The organism is Streptomyces sp. NBC_01426, assembly GCF_036231985.1.
In the GTDB taxonomy this organism is placed as follows: domain Bacteria; phylum Actinomycetota; class Actinomycetes; order Streptomycetales; family Streptomycetaceae; genus Streptomyces.
Window position 1 is genome coordinate 7,333,324 of sequence record NZ_CP109500.1, and the last position, 16,356, is coordinate 7,349,679.

15 protein-coding genes are annotated in these 16,356 nt (G+C 73.3%); 6 read left to right on the forward strand and 9 right to left on the reverse strand.

Annotation, left to right across the window (positions count from 1 at the left end):
* Nucleotides 1-49: 49 nt before the first annotated feature.
* The 5 genes from OG906_RS32875 to OG906_RS32895 are packed head-to-tail and all read right to left on the reverse strand — an operon-like array spanning nt 50 to nt 4,937.
* Entirely contained in the window at nt 50-1,321 is a 1,272-nt protein-coding gene (locus OG906_RS32875; RefSeq protein ID WP_329447673.1) for an ABC transporter substrate-binding protein, read from the reverse strand.
* Nucleotides 1,318-2,454: a branched-chain amino acid ABC transporter permease gene (locus tag OG906_RS32880; RefSeq protein ID WP_329447674.1), complete on the reverse strand. Its 1,137-nt coding sequence runs from the start codon at nt 2,452-2,454 to the stop codon at nt 1,318-1,320. Before OG906_RS32880 ends, OG906_RS32875 begins: the two co-directional genes overlap by 4 nt.
* Nucleotides 2,447-3,337, reverse strand: coding sequence for a branched-chain amino acid ABC transporter permease (locus tag OG906_RS32885; protein ID WP_329447675.1), 891 nt, complete (start codon nt 3,335-3,337; stop codon nt 2,447-2,449). Before OG906_RS32885 ends, OG906_RS32880 begins: the two co-directional genes overlap by 8 nt.
* On the reverse strand, nt 3,334-4,137 hold the full coding sequence (locus tag OG906_RS32890; protein ID WP_402301073.1) for an ABC transporter ATP-binding protein: 804 nt from the start codon (nt 4,135-4,137) through the stop codon (nt 3,334-3,336). The genes OG906_RS32885 and OG906_RS32890 overlap by 4 nt, the downstream gene beginning before the upstream one ends.
* Nucleotides 4,125-4,937 carry an ABC transporter ATP-binding protein gene (locus OG906_RS32895; RefSeq protein WP_329447677.1) on the reverse strand — a complete coding sequence of 271 codons (813 nt, stop codon included), beginning with the start codon at nt 4,935-4,937 and terminating at the stop codon, nt 4,125-4,127. Before OG906_RS32895 ends, OG906_RS32890 begins: the two co-directional genes overlap by 13 nt.
* Before the next feature lie 186 nt (nt 4,938-5,123).
* On the opposite strand from OG906_RS32895, the gene OG906_RS32900 reads away from it, so the two are divergent.
* The 3 genes from OG906_RS32900 (at nt 5,124) to OG906_RS32910 (ending at nt 10,402) form a co-directional block, all read left to right on the forward strand.
* Nucleotides 5,124-6,311 (forward strand): PucR family transcriptional regulator, encoded by a 1,188-nt coding sequence (locus tag OG906_RS32900; protein WP_329447678.1) that lies wholly within the window; start codon nt 5,124-5,126, stop codon nt 6,309-6,311.
* Nucleotides 6,312-6,582: 271 nt separating this feature from the next.
* Entirely contained in the window at nt 6,583-7,440 is an 858-nt protein-coding gene (gene bdeA, locus OG906_RS32905; protein WP_329448194.1) for a bis(hydroxyethyl) terephthalate hydrolase, read from the forward strand.
* A 94-nt stretch (nt 7,441-7,534) separates the two neighbouring features.
* Nucleotides 7,535-10,402: a LuxR C-terminal-related transcriptional regulator gene (locus tag OG906_RS32910; protein ID WP_443067433.1), complete on the forward strand. Its 2,868-nt coding sequence runs from the start codon at nt 7,535-7,537 to the stop codon at nt 10,400-10,402.
* An 82-nt stretch (nt 10,403-10,484) separates the two neighbouring features.
* Here OG906_RS32910 and OG906_RS32915 read toward each other — a convergent pair whose 3' ends face one another.
* The 3 genes from OG906_RS32915 to OG906_RS32925 all read right to left on the reverse strand — a co-directional run bounded on the left by OG906_RS32915 (nt 10,485) and on the right by OG906_RS32925 (nt 12,844).
* Entirely contained in the window at nt 10,485-11,489 is a 1,005-nt protein-coding gene (locus OG906_RS32915) for a MerR family transcriptional regulator (protein ID WP_329447679.1), read from the reverse strand.
* Nucleotides 11,490-11,492: 3 nt separating this feature from the next.
* A complete protein-coding gene (locus OG906_RS32920) occupies nt 11,493-12,164 on the reverse strand; it encodes a HEAT repeat domain-containing protein (RefSeq protein ID WP_329448196.1) in 672 nt (223 codons plus the stop codon).
* Between the two features lie 125 nt (nt 12,165-12,289).
* On the reverse strand, nt 12,290-12,844 hold the full coding sequence (locus OG906_RS32925) for an NUDIX domain-containing protein (protein ID WP_329447680.1): 555 nt from the start codon (nt 12,842-12,844) through the stop codon (nt 12,290-12,292).
* Between the two features lie 328 nt (nt 12,845-13,172).
* Between OG906_RS32925 and OG906_RS32930 the strand changes: the two genes are divergently transcribed.
* The 3 genes from OG906_RS32930 (at nt 13,173) to OG906_RS32940 (ending at nt 15,435) form a co-directional block, all read left to right on the forward strand.
* Nucleotides 13,173-13,670 carry an RNA polymerase sigma factor gene (locus OG906_RS32930; protein WP_329447681.1) on the forward strand — a complete coding sequence of 166 codons (498 nt, stop codon included), beginning with the start codon at nt 13,173-13,175 and terminating at the stop codon, nt 13,668-13,670.
* Nucleotides 13,663-14,100 (forward strand): hypothetical protein, encoded by a 438-nt coding sequence (locus tag OG906_RS32935; RefSeq protein ID WP_329447682.1) that lies wholly within the window; start codon nt 13,663-13,665, stop codon nt 14,098-14,100. Before OG906_RS32930 ends, OG906_RS32935 begins: the two co-directional genes overlap by 8 nt.
* 123 nt (nt 14,101-14,223) lie before the next feature.
* Nucleotides 14,224-15,435, forward strand: a complete 1,212-nt coding sequence (locus OG906_RS32940) for a mannosyltransferase family protein (RefSeq protein WP_443067434.1) — start codon at nt 14,224-14,226, stop codon at nt 15,433-15,435.
* 37 nt (nt 15,436-15,472) lie between these two features.
* Here OG906_RS32940 and OG906_RS32945 read toward each other — a convergent pair whose 3' ends face one another.
* Nucleotides 15,473-16,261, reverse strand: coding sequence for an SDR family NAD(P)-dependent oxidoreductase (locus OG906_RS32945; protein WP_329447683.1), 789 nt, complete (start codon nt 16,259-16,261; stop codon nt 15,473-15,475).
* Between the last annotated feature and the right edge of the window lie 95 nt (nt 16,262-16,356).

Sequence of the window (16,356 nt, forward strand, 5' to 3'; positions counted from 1 at the left end):
GTGCAGCGTCCGGAGGCGGGCCTCGTACGGGTCCGTCGCGTCGGGTGTCTCAGACGGCGGGCGTGAACGTCTTCGCGGCGGGCGCCGCCGCCGCTTCCTTCACCACCTTCATGCCACCCGGCACCGCCGCGTCGGGCTTCATGATCACGCTCTGTCGGGTGGAGGGGGCCTTCGGGTCCGAGAAGTCGTGGGTGATCCCGAAGCCGTTGTCGTAGGACTTCAGGCTCAGCAGCGCGGCGCGGACGCCCTCGCGCGTCAGGTCCTTGGCGGCGCAGGCCTTCTTCAGCACCTCGCCGTACAGGGCCCCGGCGGTGAAGCCCGCCACCACACCGTTGTCGAGCCCCGAGCCCGGGTACTCCGCCTTGTACGCGGACGCCAGGGCGGCCGGGCCCGCCTCCGTGGAGCCGATCGGCAGGGCGGAGGAGGCCACGTAGTAGTCCTTCTGGAGGGCCGCGCCCGCCGGGGTGGCCAGGAGTTGCGGGGAGAAGGCCGAGTTGTTGCCGATGATCGGCACGTTCCAGCCGCCGGCCGCGGCGACTCCGACGAGCGAGGCGGCCTGGCGGGGGCCGGCGCTGACCACCACGGCCTTGACCCCTGCCTGCTTGAGTGCGGCGACCTGGGCCGTCATGTCATTGTCCGTCGGCTTGATCTTCTGCTCGACGACGGTCAACCCTGCCTCCTTGGCAGCTGCCTTGGCCCCCGTCAGCGCGTTCTCGCCGTAGTCGCCCTCGAAGTAGACGTGCCCGATCCTGTCGCCCGAGGCGATCCGCTTCCGGTCGAGGAGGAAGCCGACGGCGTTGATGGTCTCCACGTCGTACGTCGCGCCCACGGTACGGACGTACGGACTGCCCAGCAGCGAGGCGGACCAGGCCTGCGGGATGACCAGGCCCTTGTCCTGGCCGTCGATCCGCTGCTTGACGGCGGCGACGAACGGGGAGCCGATGAACTGGGTGAAGCCCAGCACCGAGGGCTCCAGCTCGGTGTAGGCCGCGAGGGCCTTCTGGGGGTCGTAGCCGTGGTCGCGCACCGTCAGCTCGATCCTGCGCCCGCAGATGCCGCCGGCCACGTTGGTCTGCTTCACCCACAACTGTTGGGCCTGGGTGACGCTCTTGCCGAGCGAGGCGTAGACACCGGTCATGTCGGTGAGCGCGCCGAGGCGGATGGTCGTGTCGCTGACCCCGGCCCCGGCCTTGACCCCGCCCGCGGCGGGCTTGTCCCCGCCCGTGCCCGCGGAGGGCTTGGCCTTGCCGCTGCATCCGGCGGCGCCGGTCAGGACGAGGGTGGCCGCCAGGGCCGCGGCGGAGAGCCTTCTTCTGTTCACGTTCGCTCCTTCGAGGGTGTGGTGCGGGTCCGGACGATTCGAGCGAGGCCGGTGAGGCCGCCGGGCAGGAACAGCACCACCACGACGACCGCCGCGCCGTAGAGGTAGCGGGAGGCCTCGCCCGGCGAGACACCGCCCGACCCGGGGGAGGACACCAGCGGGAGGGCGTCGCCGTAGCGGGTGAGCAGCTGGGGGAGCAGGGAGACGAAGACGGCGCCGACGACGGCGCCCGCGACCGTGCCCAGACCACCGATCACGATCATGGCGAGGTACTCCAGGGACAGCACCATCCCGAAGTGGTCGGGGACGGTGCGCTGGAAGACCAGGGCGAGCAGTACACCGGCCAGCCCCGCGTACATGGACGACAGGACGAAGACGGCGGCCCGGTAGCGGGCGACCGCCACGCCCATCACCCCCGCGGCGGTGCTGTGATCGCGCAGGGCGTTCATGGCGCGGCCGGGCCGGCCCCGCAGGACCCCGCGTGCGAACAGGGCGCCGCCGAGGAGGGCGGCCAGCGCCACGTACCAGAGCTTCTCGGCGGAGTGGAAGGGGACGGCGGCGATGACGGTCTCGGTGTCGTCGAAGGTGAACCCGAGGAGGGAGAGCGGCTCCACGGCACGGCCGTTGAATCCGCCGGTGAGGCCGGTGGCGTTGAACAGCACATGCTGGCCGATGAAGATCAGCGCGAGGGTGGCGATGCCCAGGTACGCGCCGCGCAGGCGGCCGGCGATGGGGCTGAAGAGACCGCCCGCCGCCCCGGCGAGGACGACGGCCAGCACCGCGGCGAACCAGCTCGGCAGGCCGAGGCCGACCAAGGTGTGGCCGTCCGCCGTACCGCCGTCCCCGGCGAGCGCGCAGTACCCGTACGCGCCGACGGCGAGGAAGAAGGCGTGCCCCATCGACAACTGACCGGTGGCCCCGGTGAGCAGGTTCAAGCCGATGGCCCCGATGGCGGCGGCGATGGCGAACAGACCTGCCTGCAGCCAGAACGGGTCGAGGTAGAACGGCAACGCGAGGAGGACCGGAACCGCGGCCGCCACCGACACGTTCCGGGCGGCGAGCGGCCGCGGCCGGGCTGCCGCCCCGGGTGGTGCGGCCTCGGCGGGCCGCACGGGGCTGCGGGTGTCAGACACGGGTGAGCTCCTTCGTGCCGAGGAGTCCGGCGGGACGGATCAGCAGGACCACGACCATCACCAGGTACGGAGCCAGGTCGCCGATGCCGCGGCCCAGGAAGGCCAACTGACTCTGGTAGCCGGTGGCCAGCGCCTCGGTGACTCCGACGATCAGCCCCCCGGCCAGGGCGCCGGAAGTGGAGTCGAGGCCGCCGAGGATCGCGGCCGGGAAAGCCTTGAGGGCGGCGAGGGAGGTGGCCCGCTCCAGACCGGGCGTGGGAAAGACGGTCAGGAAGAGAGCGGCCACGGCGGCCAGCGCCCCGGCAACCGCCCACGCCGCGAGCGACACCCGACCCAGCCGTACGCCCATCAGCGCGGCCGTCTCGGGCCGTTCGGCGGCGGCGCGCATGGCCACGCCCCAGGAGGTGTGCCGGAACACGAGCAGGAAGACGGTGATCAGCAGGCCGGCGGCCAGGATGGCGGCGATCCGGGTCTGAGGCACCGTCACCGGGCCGAGGTGGACGACGCGGTCACCCCACGGATCGCCGAGCGACAGCACGTCGGTACCGATGCGCCGGGTGAGGTCGGTGATGAGGAGGATGTCGACGCCGATGGTGACGATCGCCAGGACACTCTGGTCCTGGCCCCGGTAGCGCCGCATCACCAGGAACTCGATGGCCGCCCCCACCGCCGCGGCCGAAAGGGTGCCCGCGAGGAGGGCGCCCCAGAATCCGAGCTCGTCGTGCAGGGTCGCGGTGACGTACCCGCCGGCGAGCAGCAGGGAGGCGTGGGCGAAGTTGACCACCTCGGTCGCCTTGAAGATGACCACGAAGCCGAGGGCGATCAGCGCGTAGACGGAGCCGATGGAGAGCCCGCCGAGGAGCAGTTCGAGGAAGGTGGTCATACGGCCGGTTCCTCCTCTCCGAGGTACGCGCGGACCACCGCGGGATCGTTCTGCACCTGGGCGGGAGTCCCGCCGCCGATGCGCCTGCCGAAGTCGAGTACGGTCACCGCGTCCGCGAGCCGCATCACCACCCCCATGTCGTGTTCGACCAGCACGATCGAGATGCCGAGACCCTCCCGGACGCCCTCTATGACCGAGGCGGTGCGCTGCCTCTCGTCCGCGGTCATGCCGGCGACGGGTTCGTCGAGGAGCAGCAGCCTGGGCTCCATGCACAGCGCCCGGGCCAGCTCGACGAGCTTCTGCTTTCCGTACGGGAGGGAACCCGCGGGCGCCGCCAGGTCACCCTCCAGACCGATGAACTCGGCGATCTCCCGCACCCGTTCGCGGTGCCGGCGCTCCTCGCGCACGGCGGCGGGCAGCCGCAGTCCGGCGGCCAGGAACCCGGATCGCATCAGCCGGTGGCGGCCCAGCAGGAGACTGTCCGCGACGGTGGTGTGCGGGGGCAGCGCCAGGTTCTGGAAGGTACGGGCGACCCCGAGACACGCGACGGCGTGCGGGGCGAGGCCGGTGAGCTCGGCGTCCCCGAACCGGACGCTGCCGCCGGCGGCCCGGTACACCCCGGACAGCACGTTGAAGCAGGTGGACTTGCCCGCCCCGTTGGGGCCGATGACCGCGTGGACGCTGCCCGGCTCCACCGTGAAGGAGACGGAGTCGAGCGCGGTGAGACCGGAGAAGCGGACGGTGACGTCGGTGACGGTGAGCGCGGGGGGAGGGGACCAGGGCGAGCTCACGCGGACCACCTGCGCAGTTCCCGGCGTACCCCGGTGGGCGCCGGTACGGGATCGGCCCCGTCGGCATCGGCCTCGTCCGTGATGCCGAGGTAGCGACGGCGCACCTCGTCCGAGGCGGCCAGTTCGGCGGCCGGGCCGTCGAGGGTCACCTCGCCGACCTCAAGGACGTAGGCGTGCGAGGACAGGCGCAGCGCCAAGGCGGCGTTCTGCTCGACGAGGAGGACCGAGGCGCCCGAGGCGTTGATCTCCGTGATGGTCTCCGCGATGGTCGCGGCCATCCTGGGCGCCAGCCCGAGGGTGGGCTCGTCGAGCAGCAGCAGCCGGGGGCGGGCCATCAGGGCCCGGCCCAGGGCCAGCATCTGCTGCTCGCCGCCGGACAGCAGCCCGGCACGCTGCCGCGCCCGCCGCGCCAGTACGGGAAACAGCTCGTGCACCCGGGCCAGGGAGCGGGCGGTGTCGGCCCGGGCCCCCGCGCGGCCACCCAGGGCCCCGGCCCGCAGGTTGTCCGCGACGGTCATCCGGGTGAACACCTGCCGTCCCTCGGGCACCTGCACCACTCCCGCCGCGACCACCCGGTCCGGACCGAGCCCGTCCAGCGGCCGGCCGTCGAAACTGATGCTCCCGCCCGTCACCGCGCCCCGGTGGAAGCCGAGCGTCCGGGACACCGCGCGCAGCAACGTGGACTTCCCGGCGCCGTTCCCGCCGAGTACGACGACCACCGCGCCGGCGGGCACGTCGAGCGATACGGAGCGCAGGGCCCGGACCGGCCCGTAGCCGACGGACAGCGCGCGCACCTGTAGCGAACCCACGTCCTCTCCTTCCTCTGGGCGGACTTGTGCCGGCGCTCACCCCAACACCGGGCCGGGGCGGCCGTCCACGGCCGGATGCGGAATCGCTGCCGATGACCAGCCGGAATCGGAGCGCGTTGTGCACCCGCACAGACCTGCCGCGCGCGCCCCTGACGGCGGCGGGGGCGGGTGACATCCTCGGCGGCCATGGGTGGACGCAGAACACGCACGGAAGAGGAATGGTCGGTCCTGCTGTCGGCGGCGGACGTACTGATCGCCGACATCCCCGGACTCACCGACCAACTGATCGAGGACCTGGCGAGGCACTCGCCCCTGTTCGACCTGGCCGTTCCGCGGGACGAGCACTGGCAGCAGGTCAGCGAGGCCATGCACTACGGGATCGAGGCCTTCGCCGCACGACGGTCCGCCCCGCGCAAGGACCTCGTGTACGCCGAGGAGCTGGGCCGCCGCCGGGCCGAACAGGGTCTGCCGCTGGACCTGCTGCTCTACGCGTACCGCAGGGCCGGGCGCCTCACCTGGGACGCGCTGCTGGACACCGTCACCGAGAAGGAGCCGGAGGCCCTGCCGGTACTGGCCCGCGCGGCCGGGGCCATGTGGGCGGGGATCGAGCAGCAGGCGACCGCGACCGCCGAGGCGTACCGCACCGCGGAAGTGGAGATGCGCAGGCGCAGCGACGAGCGCGTACAGGCCCTGCTGGACGCGCTGCTGGAGGGGGACACCGCCCCGGCCCTGGCCGCCCAGGTGGCGCTCGCCCTGGACCTGCCGGAGCACGGGCGCTACGCCGTGGTGGTGCTGCCGGCGGACCGGGGAGACTCGGTGCACCGGGTGGCGGCGGCGGGCGGGATGCGCCTGTTCTGGCGGATGCGTACGGAACGGGAGTTGGCCGTGGTGGCGTTGGGCGACTCCTCGCCGGCCGACCTCGCGGCGGAACTCGCGGACCGCTGTCCGGGGCCGGGCGGCATCAGCCCGGCGGTGGACGGACTGGCCGAACTGGGCCGGGCCCGAAGACTGGCCGAAACGGCGCTGCGGACCTGCGGGCAGGAAGAGCGGACGCTGGTCCGACTGGCCGACCGGCTGCCCACGGCGCTGGTGGTGCGCCAGCCCGAACTCGCGGCGGAACTGGTCCAGGCGGTGCTCGGCCCCCTGCTGGACCTGGACCCGGCGGACCGGTCGATGCTGCTGGAGACCCTCGACGCCTGGCTGGCGGCGGAGGGCTCGGCGGGTCGTGCGGCGAGCCGCCTCTACTGCCACCGCAACACGGTCTTCAACCGCCTGCGCCGACTGGAGCACTTGACGTCGAAATCGCTCTCCCGCCCCCGCGACCTGATCGCGCTGACCCTGGCGCGGGACGCGTACCGCCTGTCGGGCGGCTGACCGCACCCGCCGCCGAGACCGGTGATTCCACCGATGTGCGCCTCCCGGGCGCGCCCTGACAGTGGTCCCGCCAGCGAAAGCGGCGGACCCACCCCCTTCGGCGCATCGCCGGGTACCGGCGGGCGGGTTCCGCCACGACCGAGAGGACGACTCCGTCGTGCAGCAGCAACACACCGAGAACGCACCCCGACCCCGCCCCGGCGACGCCGCCGCCACGAAGGGCCGGTCCGCCGACCCCACCGGCGTCGGGAGGACGCGCCTCAGGCCGCTCCTGTCCGCCCTGGCCGCTCTCGTGACCATCGGCGGACTCGCCACGTTCACGGCATCCGGGGCACAGGCCGCGGCCAATCCGTACGAGCGGGGCCCCGCACCGACCACGTCGAGCATCGAGGCCGTCCGCGGGCCCTACGCGGTGTCCCAGACCAGCGTCTCCTCCCTGGGCGTCACGGGCTTCGGCGGCGGCACCATCTACTACCCCACCACCACCGGTGACGGCACCTTCGGCGCCGTGGCCATCTCACCCGGCTACACCGCCACCCAGTCGTCCATGGCCTGGCTCGGCCCGCGACTGGCCTCCCAGGGCTTCGTCGTCATGACCATCGACACGCTGACCACCCTCGACCAGCCCGACAGCAGAGGGCGGCAACTGCTGTCTGCCCTCGACTACTTGACACAGCGCAGCGCCGTCCGCGCCAGGATCGACAGCAGCCGACTCGGGGTGATGGGCCACTCCATGGGCGGCGGCGGAACGCTGGAGGCCGCCAAGGCCCGTCCCTCCCTGCAAGCGGCCGTCGCGCTCACCGGCTGGAACCTCGACAAGTCCTGGCCCGAGATCCAGACACCGACCCTGGTCGTCGGGGCCGACGGCGACACCATCGCACCGGTGCTCACGCACTCGGAACCCTTCTACACGAGCCTGCCCGGCTCGCTCGACAAGGCGTACGTGGAACTCGACAACGCCACGCACTTCACCCCGAACACCTCCAACACCCCCATCGCCAAGTACAGCGTCGCGTGGTTGAAGCGGTTCATCGACAACGACACCCGCTACGAACAGTTCCTCTGCCCGCTGCCGAGCCCCGGCCCGACCATCGAGGAGTACAGGGGCAACTGCCCCCACACCTCCTGAACCACCCCCGGCCGGTGGAGGCAGTGCCCCCTCGGGCCTCCACCGGCTGCGTCCAGGCTTCCGCCACTGTTTACACGGCGGTAACCTCACCGGCGTGACCGGACAGACGACCGTGGGAAGTCCTTGCCGGATATACGGCCGGACGACCGAAACGGCAGCAGTGGAAGCCCTGTCGGACCAACTCCGGTCCCGACGCGGCGGGACACTGCTCCTCGCCGCGGAGCCGGGACGGGGCCGGAGCGCTCTTCTGGCCCTTGCCGCTCACGCGTTCACGCTCGGACCCGTGCTGCGCCCCCGACCCCTCCCGGGCAACCCCCGCCCCTACGGCGGCATCCACGCGCTGCTGTGCGCGGCAGCCGAGGGGAGGGGCGCGGCGCCGCCACGATCCGGATTCGGACGGGGCCTGTCGGCGGCCGACCTGCCCGAACTGCTGCGGCAGTACGCCCCCGGAGGCGAACCCCTGCTCGTCTGCGTGGACGACGTACACCTGTGGGACGCGCCCTCACGAGCCGTCCTCGGCTCGGCAGCGCGGCACCCCGACCCGGACCGCCCGATCGGCCTCCTGCTCACGATGACGGAACACCGGGCGGACGATCCCGACTTCACGGGACTGCCCCTGGTCCGACTCGGCCCCCTCGACGACAGCGCGGCGACCGCCCTGCTGCACGACCTCGCCGGTGCGGTCGTGGACACGTCCGTACGGTCGGAGTTGCTGTCCGAAGCCGAAGGGAACCCCGCCGTCCTCGCGGCCCTCGCGCAGCGCCTCACCCCGGACGAACTCGGCGGCCACCGACCGCTGCCCCGCCCCCTCGTGGACGGCGCCGCCCTGTGGGCCACCTTCGGCAGCCGCCTCGCCCCCCTGCCGGCCTCCACGCGACAACTCCTGCTCCTGGCGGCCGCCGCACACGAACCCGACCCCGAATCGGCCGGCGCGGACGCCTCCCTGATCCTGCGCGCCGCCCGCGAGGCCGGGCTGGACCCCGCCGCACTGGACCCCGCCGAGACGGCGCGACTGGTACACCACGACGGCCACCGCGTCACGTTCGGCAGCTCCCTGCTCCGCCGGACCGCCTACACCGGCGTGCCGTCCTCGCAGCGCCGGGCCGCCCACGCGCTGCTCGCCACCGTCATCGACGCCGACCGGTACCGACTGCGCCACCTGCTCCACCTCGCCCTGGCCGCGCAAGGCCCCGACACCCCTCTCGCCGCCGACCTCGTCGCGGCGGCCGCTCCCGGCACGCCGACGTCCGGGATGGAACGCTCGGCCGCCCTCTCCCGCGCCGCCGAACTCACCGCCCACGAGGATGCCCGTACCGCACGGCTGACCGCCGCGGCGGAGTACGCCCGCCTCGCGGGACACCCCCGCAGGGCGCGCCGACTGCTGGCGGCCACCCGGGACGGCGCGTCCCCCGACACGGTCCACGGGCGCACGGAACTCGTCCGGGGCAGCCTCGCCCTCGGGGACGGACCGGTCGGGGACGCCTACCAGGCGCTGCTCATGGCCGCGGAGCGGCTCGGCCCGTTCGACGCGGAAGCCGCCCTGGAAGCCAGGATGGAAGCGATGGACGCGGCGTGGGCCGCGGGCGACGCCGACGCCTGCCTCTCCGCCCTCGCCGAGACACCCCTCCCGGCTCCCCCCGACGACCCCGCCGCTGCCGAGGCACCGCCCGCGCCGGCCCCGTACGCCCCGGCCCGGCACGGGACGCACATGCGGTCGGACCCGCAGGCCCCGCCCCCTGCGCCCCCGCACGATCCCCGGCGCGACTACAGAACGGGACTGCGCACCGCGCTCGACGGACACCTGACCGAGGCCGCGCCACCGCTGCGCCGGGTGGTCGACCGGGCGCTCCACGACGACGACCCCACCCGTCTGCTGCGGGCCGGCGTGGCCGCGCTGGTGCTCGGCGACATCCCGGCAGCGTGTCGGGCCAACGCCCGGGCCCTGGCCGTCTCGCGAGCCAGAGGGCTGGCCGCCCTCACCCCCCGGATCCTCGAACACCTCGCGTACGCCGAACTGCGCGCCGGCCGGCACGCGGGCGCCAGGACCCACGCGCAGGAAGGCCTCCGCGCCGCCCACCGGGCCGGCCAGCGCAACGTCGCCGCCGGTCAACACGCCATCCTCGCCCTGGTCGCCTCGGTCGAGGACGACGCGGCCGCCGTCGCCGCACACGCCGGCGCCGCCGTGGAGATCGCCCGCCCACACGGCCTCCTCCAGACCGTCACCCTCGCCGAATGGGCCTCCGCGCGCGCGGACCTGTGCCGCGGCAGGCCCTTCGAGGCCGCCGCCCGGCTCGGCCCCCTGACCCGACCGGGGCCCGGACGCGGCCACTTCGCCGTGCGCATGCTCGCCCTGCCCTGCTTCGTCGAGGCCGCCGTGCTGTCCGGGGCCACGACCGAAGCCAGGGCGGCCGTCGAGGAGTTCGCCCTCTGGGCCGCCCAGGGCGTCGACCCGCAGGCACCGGCGCAACTGGCCCGGTGCCGCGCCCTGGTCGCCCCGCCGGACGACACCGCCGACGCCCTCTACGCCCTGGCCCTCACCCGGCACGACACGGCGCACGGCGACTTCGAGCGGGCCCGCACCCAGCTGCTGTACGGAAAGTGGCTGCGCCGCCGACGCCGTCCCGCGGAGGCGAAGAACCGGCTGCGGGACGCGCTGGTCGCCTTCGAGCGCTGCGGGGCCCCGGCATGGGCCGAGCAGACCCGTGCCGAGCTGCGGGCCACCGGTGACGCCTCCGCCCCCGTACCGGCGGGCGGCCTGACCCGGCTGACACCGCAGCAACTGCGCATCGCACGCAGTGTCGCCGAGGGCGCCACCAACCGCGAGGTGGCGCTGACCCTCTCGGTCAGCCCCCGCACCGTCGACCACCACCTGCGCAATGTCTTCGCCCTGCTGGGAGTGCGCTCACGGACGGAACTCTCCCGGCTCGTGCACCACGCGGAAAGGGGCGGTACCCAACCCTGAGGGACCCGCCCCCGCGGTCCCGGCCGTCAACCCGGTCGGGCCTCGCCACCACCACCGCCCCCGGCGCTCCGGGAAGGACACGTCACCGGGCTTCGCGCAGCCGGAGAAGGTACAAGGCGGTCAGTGCCACGGCGCGGTCCTCGTCTTCCGCCAGCTCCACCAGGGCACGTGACGCCCCGGGCCCCGGGATGTCCGCCAACGCCTGGGTCAGCCGCCCTCGCGCGGGTGCTCGCGTGGTGTCGAGCACGAGGCGTTCGACGAGGCCCGCGGCGATCCGATCCGCCGTCGCGGTGTCGCTCGCCAGCACGCTCAACGCGTCGGCCGCGTCGGTGTCGTTCCTTCCGTCCACGATCATCTCGATGAGGATCGGTGCCGCGTCGCCCACGCCACGTGCCCCGAGTGCCAGGGCCGCACGGCCGCGGACCACGACGTCGCGGTGAACGAGAGCCCGCCGCAGATGCGCGGTGGCCTCGTCGCCGGGAAGCTCCGCCAGGGACTGGACGGCGCGTTCGCGCACCGCCGCCACCGGTGAGTCGAGTCCCTCCGCCAACAACGCCGGCCCGCCGTCTCCCGAGCGCGCCAGCGCCCATCGAAGGGCGCCGGCGACGTTCGGGTCGCTCTCGCGCAGGGCCGCCTCGACCAGGGCCTCCACCGGTGGCGAGGTTTCGTTGGCCGAGGACAGGGCCGCGCGTTGGCGCGCGCCCGCGCTCGTCGACCCCAGTGCCTGGAGGAGCGCGACGGCCTGGAGGACGTCCTCCCAGCCGGTGGGGTCCGCGGCATCGATCCGACGCAGCCGCGTGAGCAGCTCGGTCTCGGCCGCGATGCGTTCGCGTGTCTGCGCGATGAGGTCACCGACGAGCACCGAGGGCGTGAAGCCGGGATCATCGAGAGCGCGCCCGATCTCGCGCAGCGACATCCCGAGCGACCGCAGGCTCTCGATGTGGAAGATCCGCCGGACATCCTCCCCGGAGTACTCCCTGTAACCCGATCCCGAACGACCCGAAGGACGTACCAGACCGAGCGACTCGTAATGCCGGAGCATGCGGGCACTGACCCCGGACCGCCGCGCCACCTCACCGATCAACACGCCCTACCGTCCCTCCTGACCGGACCCGCCGAGAGCCACGACGCGCTTCGCCTCCTCGACCGCGAACTCGAACCCGGCGTCCGGGTCGTGCCACAACCGCTCTGTGGCGAGCGCGTGCACGCGCACGCGCGGGTCGGGGACCATGGTCGCAGCACGCAGGGCCGGCACGATGGCTTCACCCAGCGCGACCAGCGCCCGGCTGAGGCTCAACTGCGTCTCCCGCTCACCACGCCCGAGCTGCGTCGCCAGCACCTCGGCCAAGCCCGCCTCCTCGCCTTCCGGCACGAGCACGACCGCGGTCCGCCAAGCGCTCCGCGCCACGTCGTCGTCGGCGTCGGACAACAGCGTCCGGGTGATCGCCGGCCACGCCTGCCGATCCCCGATCTTGGACAGCGTGTGCAGCGCCTGGCTCCGCGCCTGCCCCCGCCCCGAGCGGACTTCGCGAACCAGCCGGGGGAGCGTCATGGCCACGGGATGGCGGGTGAGCGCCCAGGTCAACATGTCGCGGACGAAGAAGTCGGTCTCGATCGCGCAACGTTCGACCAGCGGCTCCACGAAGCGCGGGTCGGGCGCCGTGCCCACCGCCAGAGCGGCCCGCAGCCGCACGGACGACCGATCGTCCTCCAGCGCCTGAAGCGCTCGTTTCGCATCCGTGTCCTGCCCTGTGATCGTCATCGAGACCACCTCCATGGCGAACAGTGAAGGCCTTGTCACCGTGTCAAGGTCAAGCAAGGGCCACGTGCGGACGGGAGCGCTCGTGCCGGCCCCCGGGATGACCCCGTCGGGAACTCGTAGCCAGCTCAGCGCTCCGGACACGGGACGGCCTGGCCGGTCGCGGGCCACCGGTACTCGCTGTAGGGGACGCCCCGGGCGATGTACCGCAGGGCCGTCCGCAGATAGTCGGGCATCGGCTCGGGCAGTGAGCCGCACGCGTACCAGGCCCAGCCCTCGCACTTGTCCGGCTCGGGGTTGCCGACCGTACCCGTCCACCGGTCCACCTCGAAGAAGAACGCGATGCGGGCGTGACCGTTGTAGATCGACACGTGGTGCATCAGGTGGACGAACCGGAGGTCGTCGGGCTCAGTGGTGAGGCCCACCTCCTCCAGCAGTTCACGACAGGATTCACCGCGCGCCGGCGCCCCCTTCTCCATCAGCCCGGCGGGCACCTGGAAGGCCCCCGGGAAGACGGGCTGGTCGTGCCGGCGTCGCCCCATGAGCAGCCTCTCCCCGTCGCGCACCAACAGGTGCACATCGGCGTAGTGGGAGGCGTACGTCCTGCCGGCGCCGGTGTCGGTCCGCGCCTGCGACCCTGCCCCGGCGTTGGCCTCGATCTCGGTCTCGGTCTCGTGGGTCATGGTCCCCTCCTGATCGCAGCGGTCCCGCGCGGGACCGCCCGCGCACTCGCCGCATGCATCCTCCCCGGCCGCCCGGCGAGGCGAACGCGTCCCGCTCGCGCGTCCGGCCCGCTCCGCCGCGCCCGCTCCGCCGCGCCCGGTTCACCGCGCCCGTTTCGCCTCGCGCTCTGCCGAGCGGGCGAGGACGCCCGTCCGGCCGCGTGTCCCCAAGGGCTCGTGTGACGCCACTCACAAGACTGCTCGGCGTCCGGTGTAGACCGGATGTGGTCCGGCGGGCGTATCCCCGGTGGGAGGGACATGGACGCGGGAGTGAATGCGGGAGTGATTCTTGACGGTCGAGGAGTTCGAAGAGTTCTACGCGGAGGCGGCGGGACGGCTGACAGGACAGCTGTACGTGATGCTCGGCGACCACCACGAGGCGCAGGACGTGGTGCAGGAAGCGTTCGTGAAGGGGTGGGGCCGACGGCGGCAGCTGGACCGTGAAGGGCGACCCGAAGCCTGGATCCGCACCGTCGCCTGGCGGCTCGCGGTGAGCCGTTGGCGCGGCCGGCGGCGTACCGCCGACGCCTGGGAGCGCACCGCCCCCGCCGGCCACGTGGACGGTCCGGGGCCCGAGGCGGTGGCCCTCGTGGAGGCTCTGCGCCACCTGCCGTCGAAACAGCGCCGGACGATGGTCCTGCACTACGTGTGCGACCTGACGGTCGAGCAGATCGCCGCCGAGGCCTCACTGTCCGCCAGCACGGTCAAGACCCACCTGTCCCGGGGCCGCGCCACCCTCGCCCGCCATCTGCAGGACCCCCGCATTGAGGAGGCTCCCGATGCCTGATTCGAACGATCCCCTGCGGTCGATGTTCCAGGAGGCGGCCTCCGCCGGACAACAGGGGACCGCCCTCGCCCCCGTCTCGGTCATCGCCCGGCGCGGCGAGCGGGCCCGGCGGCGCCGGATCACCGGACTCGCCGTCGCGGCCTGCCTCGTCGTCGCCGGTTCCGGTGCCGCTGTGGCCGGGCTGCTGCCCGAAGGGGGGAGCGGGAACCTGCCGGCGACCACCCCGTCGCCCCTGCGATCCCCGTCCCCCTCATCGGCGCCGCCCCCATCCTCGACACCCACCTCCCGACCGAGTTCGTCGGCCACCACGTTCCCGCTGTCGAGCCCTCCGCCCACCGCCCGCACCACCGAGCCCGCGCTGCCCAACGCGACCGTGCCCCCTCCGACCGGGGGACCGACGGGGGAGCCCTCCTCGACCGCCACCCGTTGACCCGGGCCCGGCCCGGCCCTACCACCCCACCCCGCCCCGGTGGTCCGGGGACACCGGCGCCCACCGGCCGCGCACCCCCCGCCGGCGATCCGGCGCGCCCTCAGCCGATTCAGGAGTACCCGTATGTCCGTTTCCACCCCGCCGCGACCCGTCACCGTCGTGGCACCCCCCTCCCGGTCCGCGTCGCGGCCGATGCCCCGCCGACCGCGGTTCGGCCCCGCCGACCGCGAGGTGCTGTGGCTCTACGTCCTCACCCGCATCGGGATCTGGATCACCGCCGGAGCCGTGGGTTGGCTCTTCCCCGCCGACGACAAGTCCCGGCGTCCTCCCTCGCTGCTCTCCCCCTGGCAGCAGTGGGACTGGTGGCACTACCTCCACATAGCGCAGGACGGGTACTTCCCGGACGGCGCCGGGCCGTGGACGGTCGGCTGGGACAACCGCGAGGCCTTCTTCCCCGGGTTCCCCCTCACCCTGCGCGCCGTCCACGTGATCGTCCCCCACTGGGCCGCGGCCGGGGCGGTGATCTCCTTCGTCGCGGGAGGCATCGCCGTCCTGGCGCTCGCACGGATCGCCCGCCGCCAGCTGCGCGACCTGGAAGGGGGCCGGCGTACGGCGGTGTTCTTCCTGCTCTCGCCCTGCGCCGTGTTCCTGGCGGCCGGCTACACGGAGTCCCTGTTCCTCGCACTGGCCCTCCCCGCGTGGCTCGTGGCGCAGCGCGGGAACTGGCCCGCGGCCGCGGTCCTGACCTGTCTGGCCTGCTCGGTGCGGGTCACCGGCCTGTTCCTGGCCGCCGCCCTCGCGCTCCACTTCGTGCTGACCGCTCGGGACCGGGCAGCCTGGCGCTCGGCTCCCTGGCTGGTACTGCCCGCCCTCGCTCCCGTGCTCTACGGCTGGTTCCTGTCGGCCCGGACCGGCGACTGGATGGCGTGGAAGCACGCTCAGGAACGCGGCTGGTACCGGGACTTCCACACACCCTGGGACGCCTGGTCGAACACCTGGGAGGCCGCCTTCCACCACACGCAGCCCACCGGGTACGCGCTGATGTGGCAGGCGGAACTGCTCGCGATCCTGGCCGGCGTCGCCCTGCTGGTCCAGTTGGTCCGCCGGCGCCGACTGCCCGAGGCGCTCTACATCGCCCTCACGCTGTGGGCGCTGGGCACCTCGTACTGGTACATGTCGATCCCGCGCTCCACGCTCCTGTGGTGGCCGCTGTGGATCGCCCTGGCCGGGTGGAGCCTGCGACGGCCGCGGGTGCAGGCCGTGTACCTGTACGTCGTGGCCCCCCTCGGCGTGGTGGTGGCCGTCACCTTCCTGTCCGGTCGCTGGGCCGGCTGACCCCGGGGCGAGCGGCGTCTCCCGGTCCGGACAGCCCTTACGGAAGGATCGAGTCCACGTAGCCGCCGTCCACGCGCAGCGCGCCGCCGGTGGTCGCCGAGGCGAAGGGGGAGCTGAGGTAGACCACCATGTTCGCGATCTCCTCGGGCTCGATCAGGCGCTGGAGCAGCGACTGCGGGCGGTGCGTGCGCATGAACTCCCGCTGCGCCTCGTCCCAGGGCAGATCGCGGTCCACCAACTCGTAGACGAAGTCCTCCACTCCGCCGGTGTGCGTCGGGCCCGCGATCACGGAGTTGACGGTCACCCCCGTCCCGGCGGCCTCCTTGGCGAAGCCCCGCGAGACGGCGAGGAGGGCCGTCTTGGACATGCCGTAGTGGATCATCTCGGCCGGGGTCACCACCGCCGAATCGCTGGCGATGTTCTGGATCCGGCCCCACGACCGCTCCGTCATCCCCGGCAGGTAGTGCCGGATCATCCGGATCGCCGTCAGGACGTTCATGTCGAAGTAGCGGCGCCACTCGTCGTCAGGGATCTCCAGCGCGGGCAGGGAGCCGAAGATCCCGAGGTTGTTCACGAGGACATCGACCTGCGGGACCGCGTCGAACACGGCCTGGGCGCCCTCGTCCGTCGAGATGTCACCGGGCGCCGCGATCAGCGTGCCGCGTCCCGCACTCATGCGGCGCATCGACTCGTCGACGGACTTCTCGGTGCGGCCGTTGACGGCCACCCGCGCACCGGCCTGCGCGAGGCCGGACGCGATCGCCGCGCCGATGCCCTGGGTGGAGCCGGTGACCAGCGCCGTCTTGCCGGAGAGATCGATGAGCACGGGGGATACCTGCCTGTCTGCCGCTCGGCGGCTGTGTCCGTCTGTCCGTCCGTCCGCCGGCCCGTTTGCCGGCACCCGGTCGCCTTCCCCGATTC

Bases quoted from the DNA above. Each gene is read 5' to 3' on its own strand.
- OG906_RS32925 (WP_329447680.1), bottom strand. From the start codon at position 12,844: ATGACCCACGAGACCGAGACCGAGATCGAGGCCAACGCCGGGGCAGGG.
- OG906_RS32885 (WP_329447675.1), bottom strand. From the start codon at position 3,337: ATGACCACCTTCCTCGAACTGCTCCTCGGCGGGCTCTCCATCGGCTCC.
- OG906_RS32920 (WP_329448196.1), bottom strand. From the start codon at position 12,164: ATGACGATCACAGGGCAGGACACGGATGCGAAACGAGCGCTTCAGGCG.
- OG906_RS32940 (WP_443067434.1), top strand. From the start codon at position 14,224: ATGTCCGTTTCCACCCCGCCGCGACCCGTCACCGTCGTGGCACCCCCC.
- OG906_RS32935 (WP_329447682.1), top strand. From the start codon at position 13,663: ATGCCTGATTCGAACGATCCCCTGCGGTCGATGTTCCAGGAGGCGGCC.
- OG906_RS32900 (WP_329447678.1), top strand. From the start codon at position 5,124: ATGGGTGGACGCAGAACACGCACGGAAGAGGAATGGTCGGTCCTGCTG.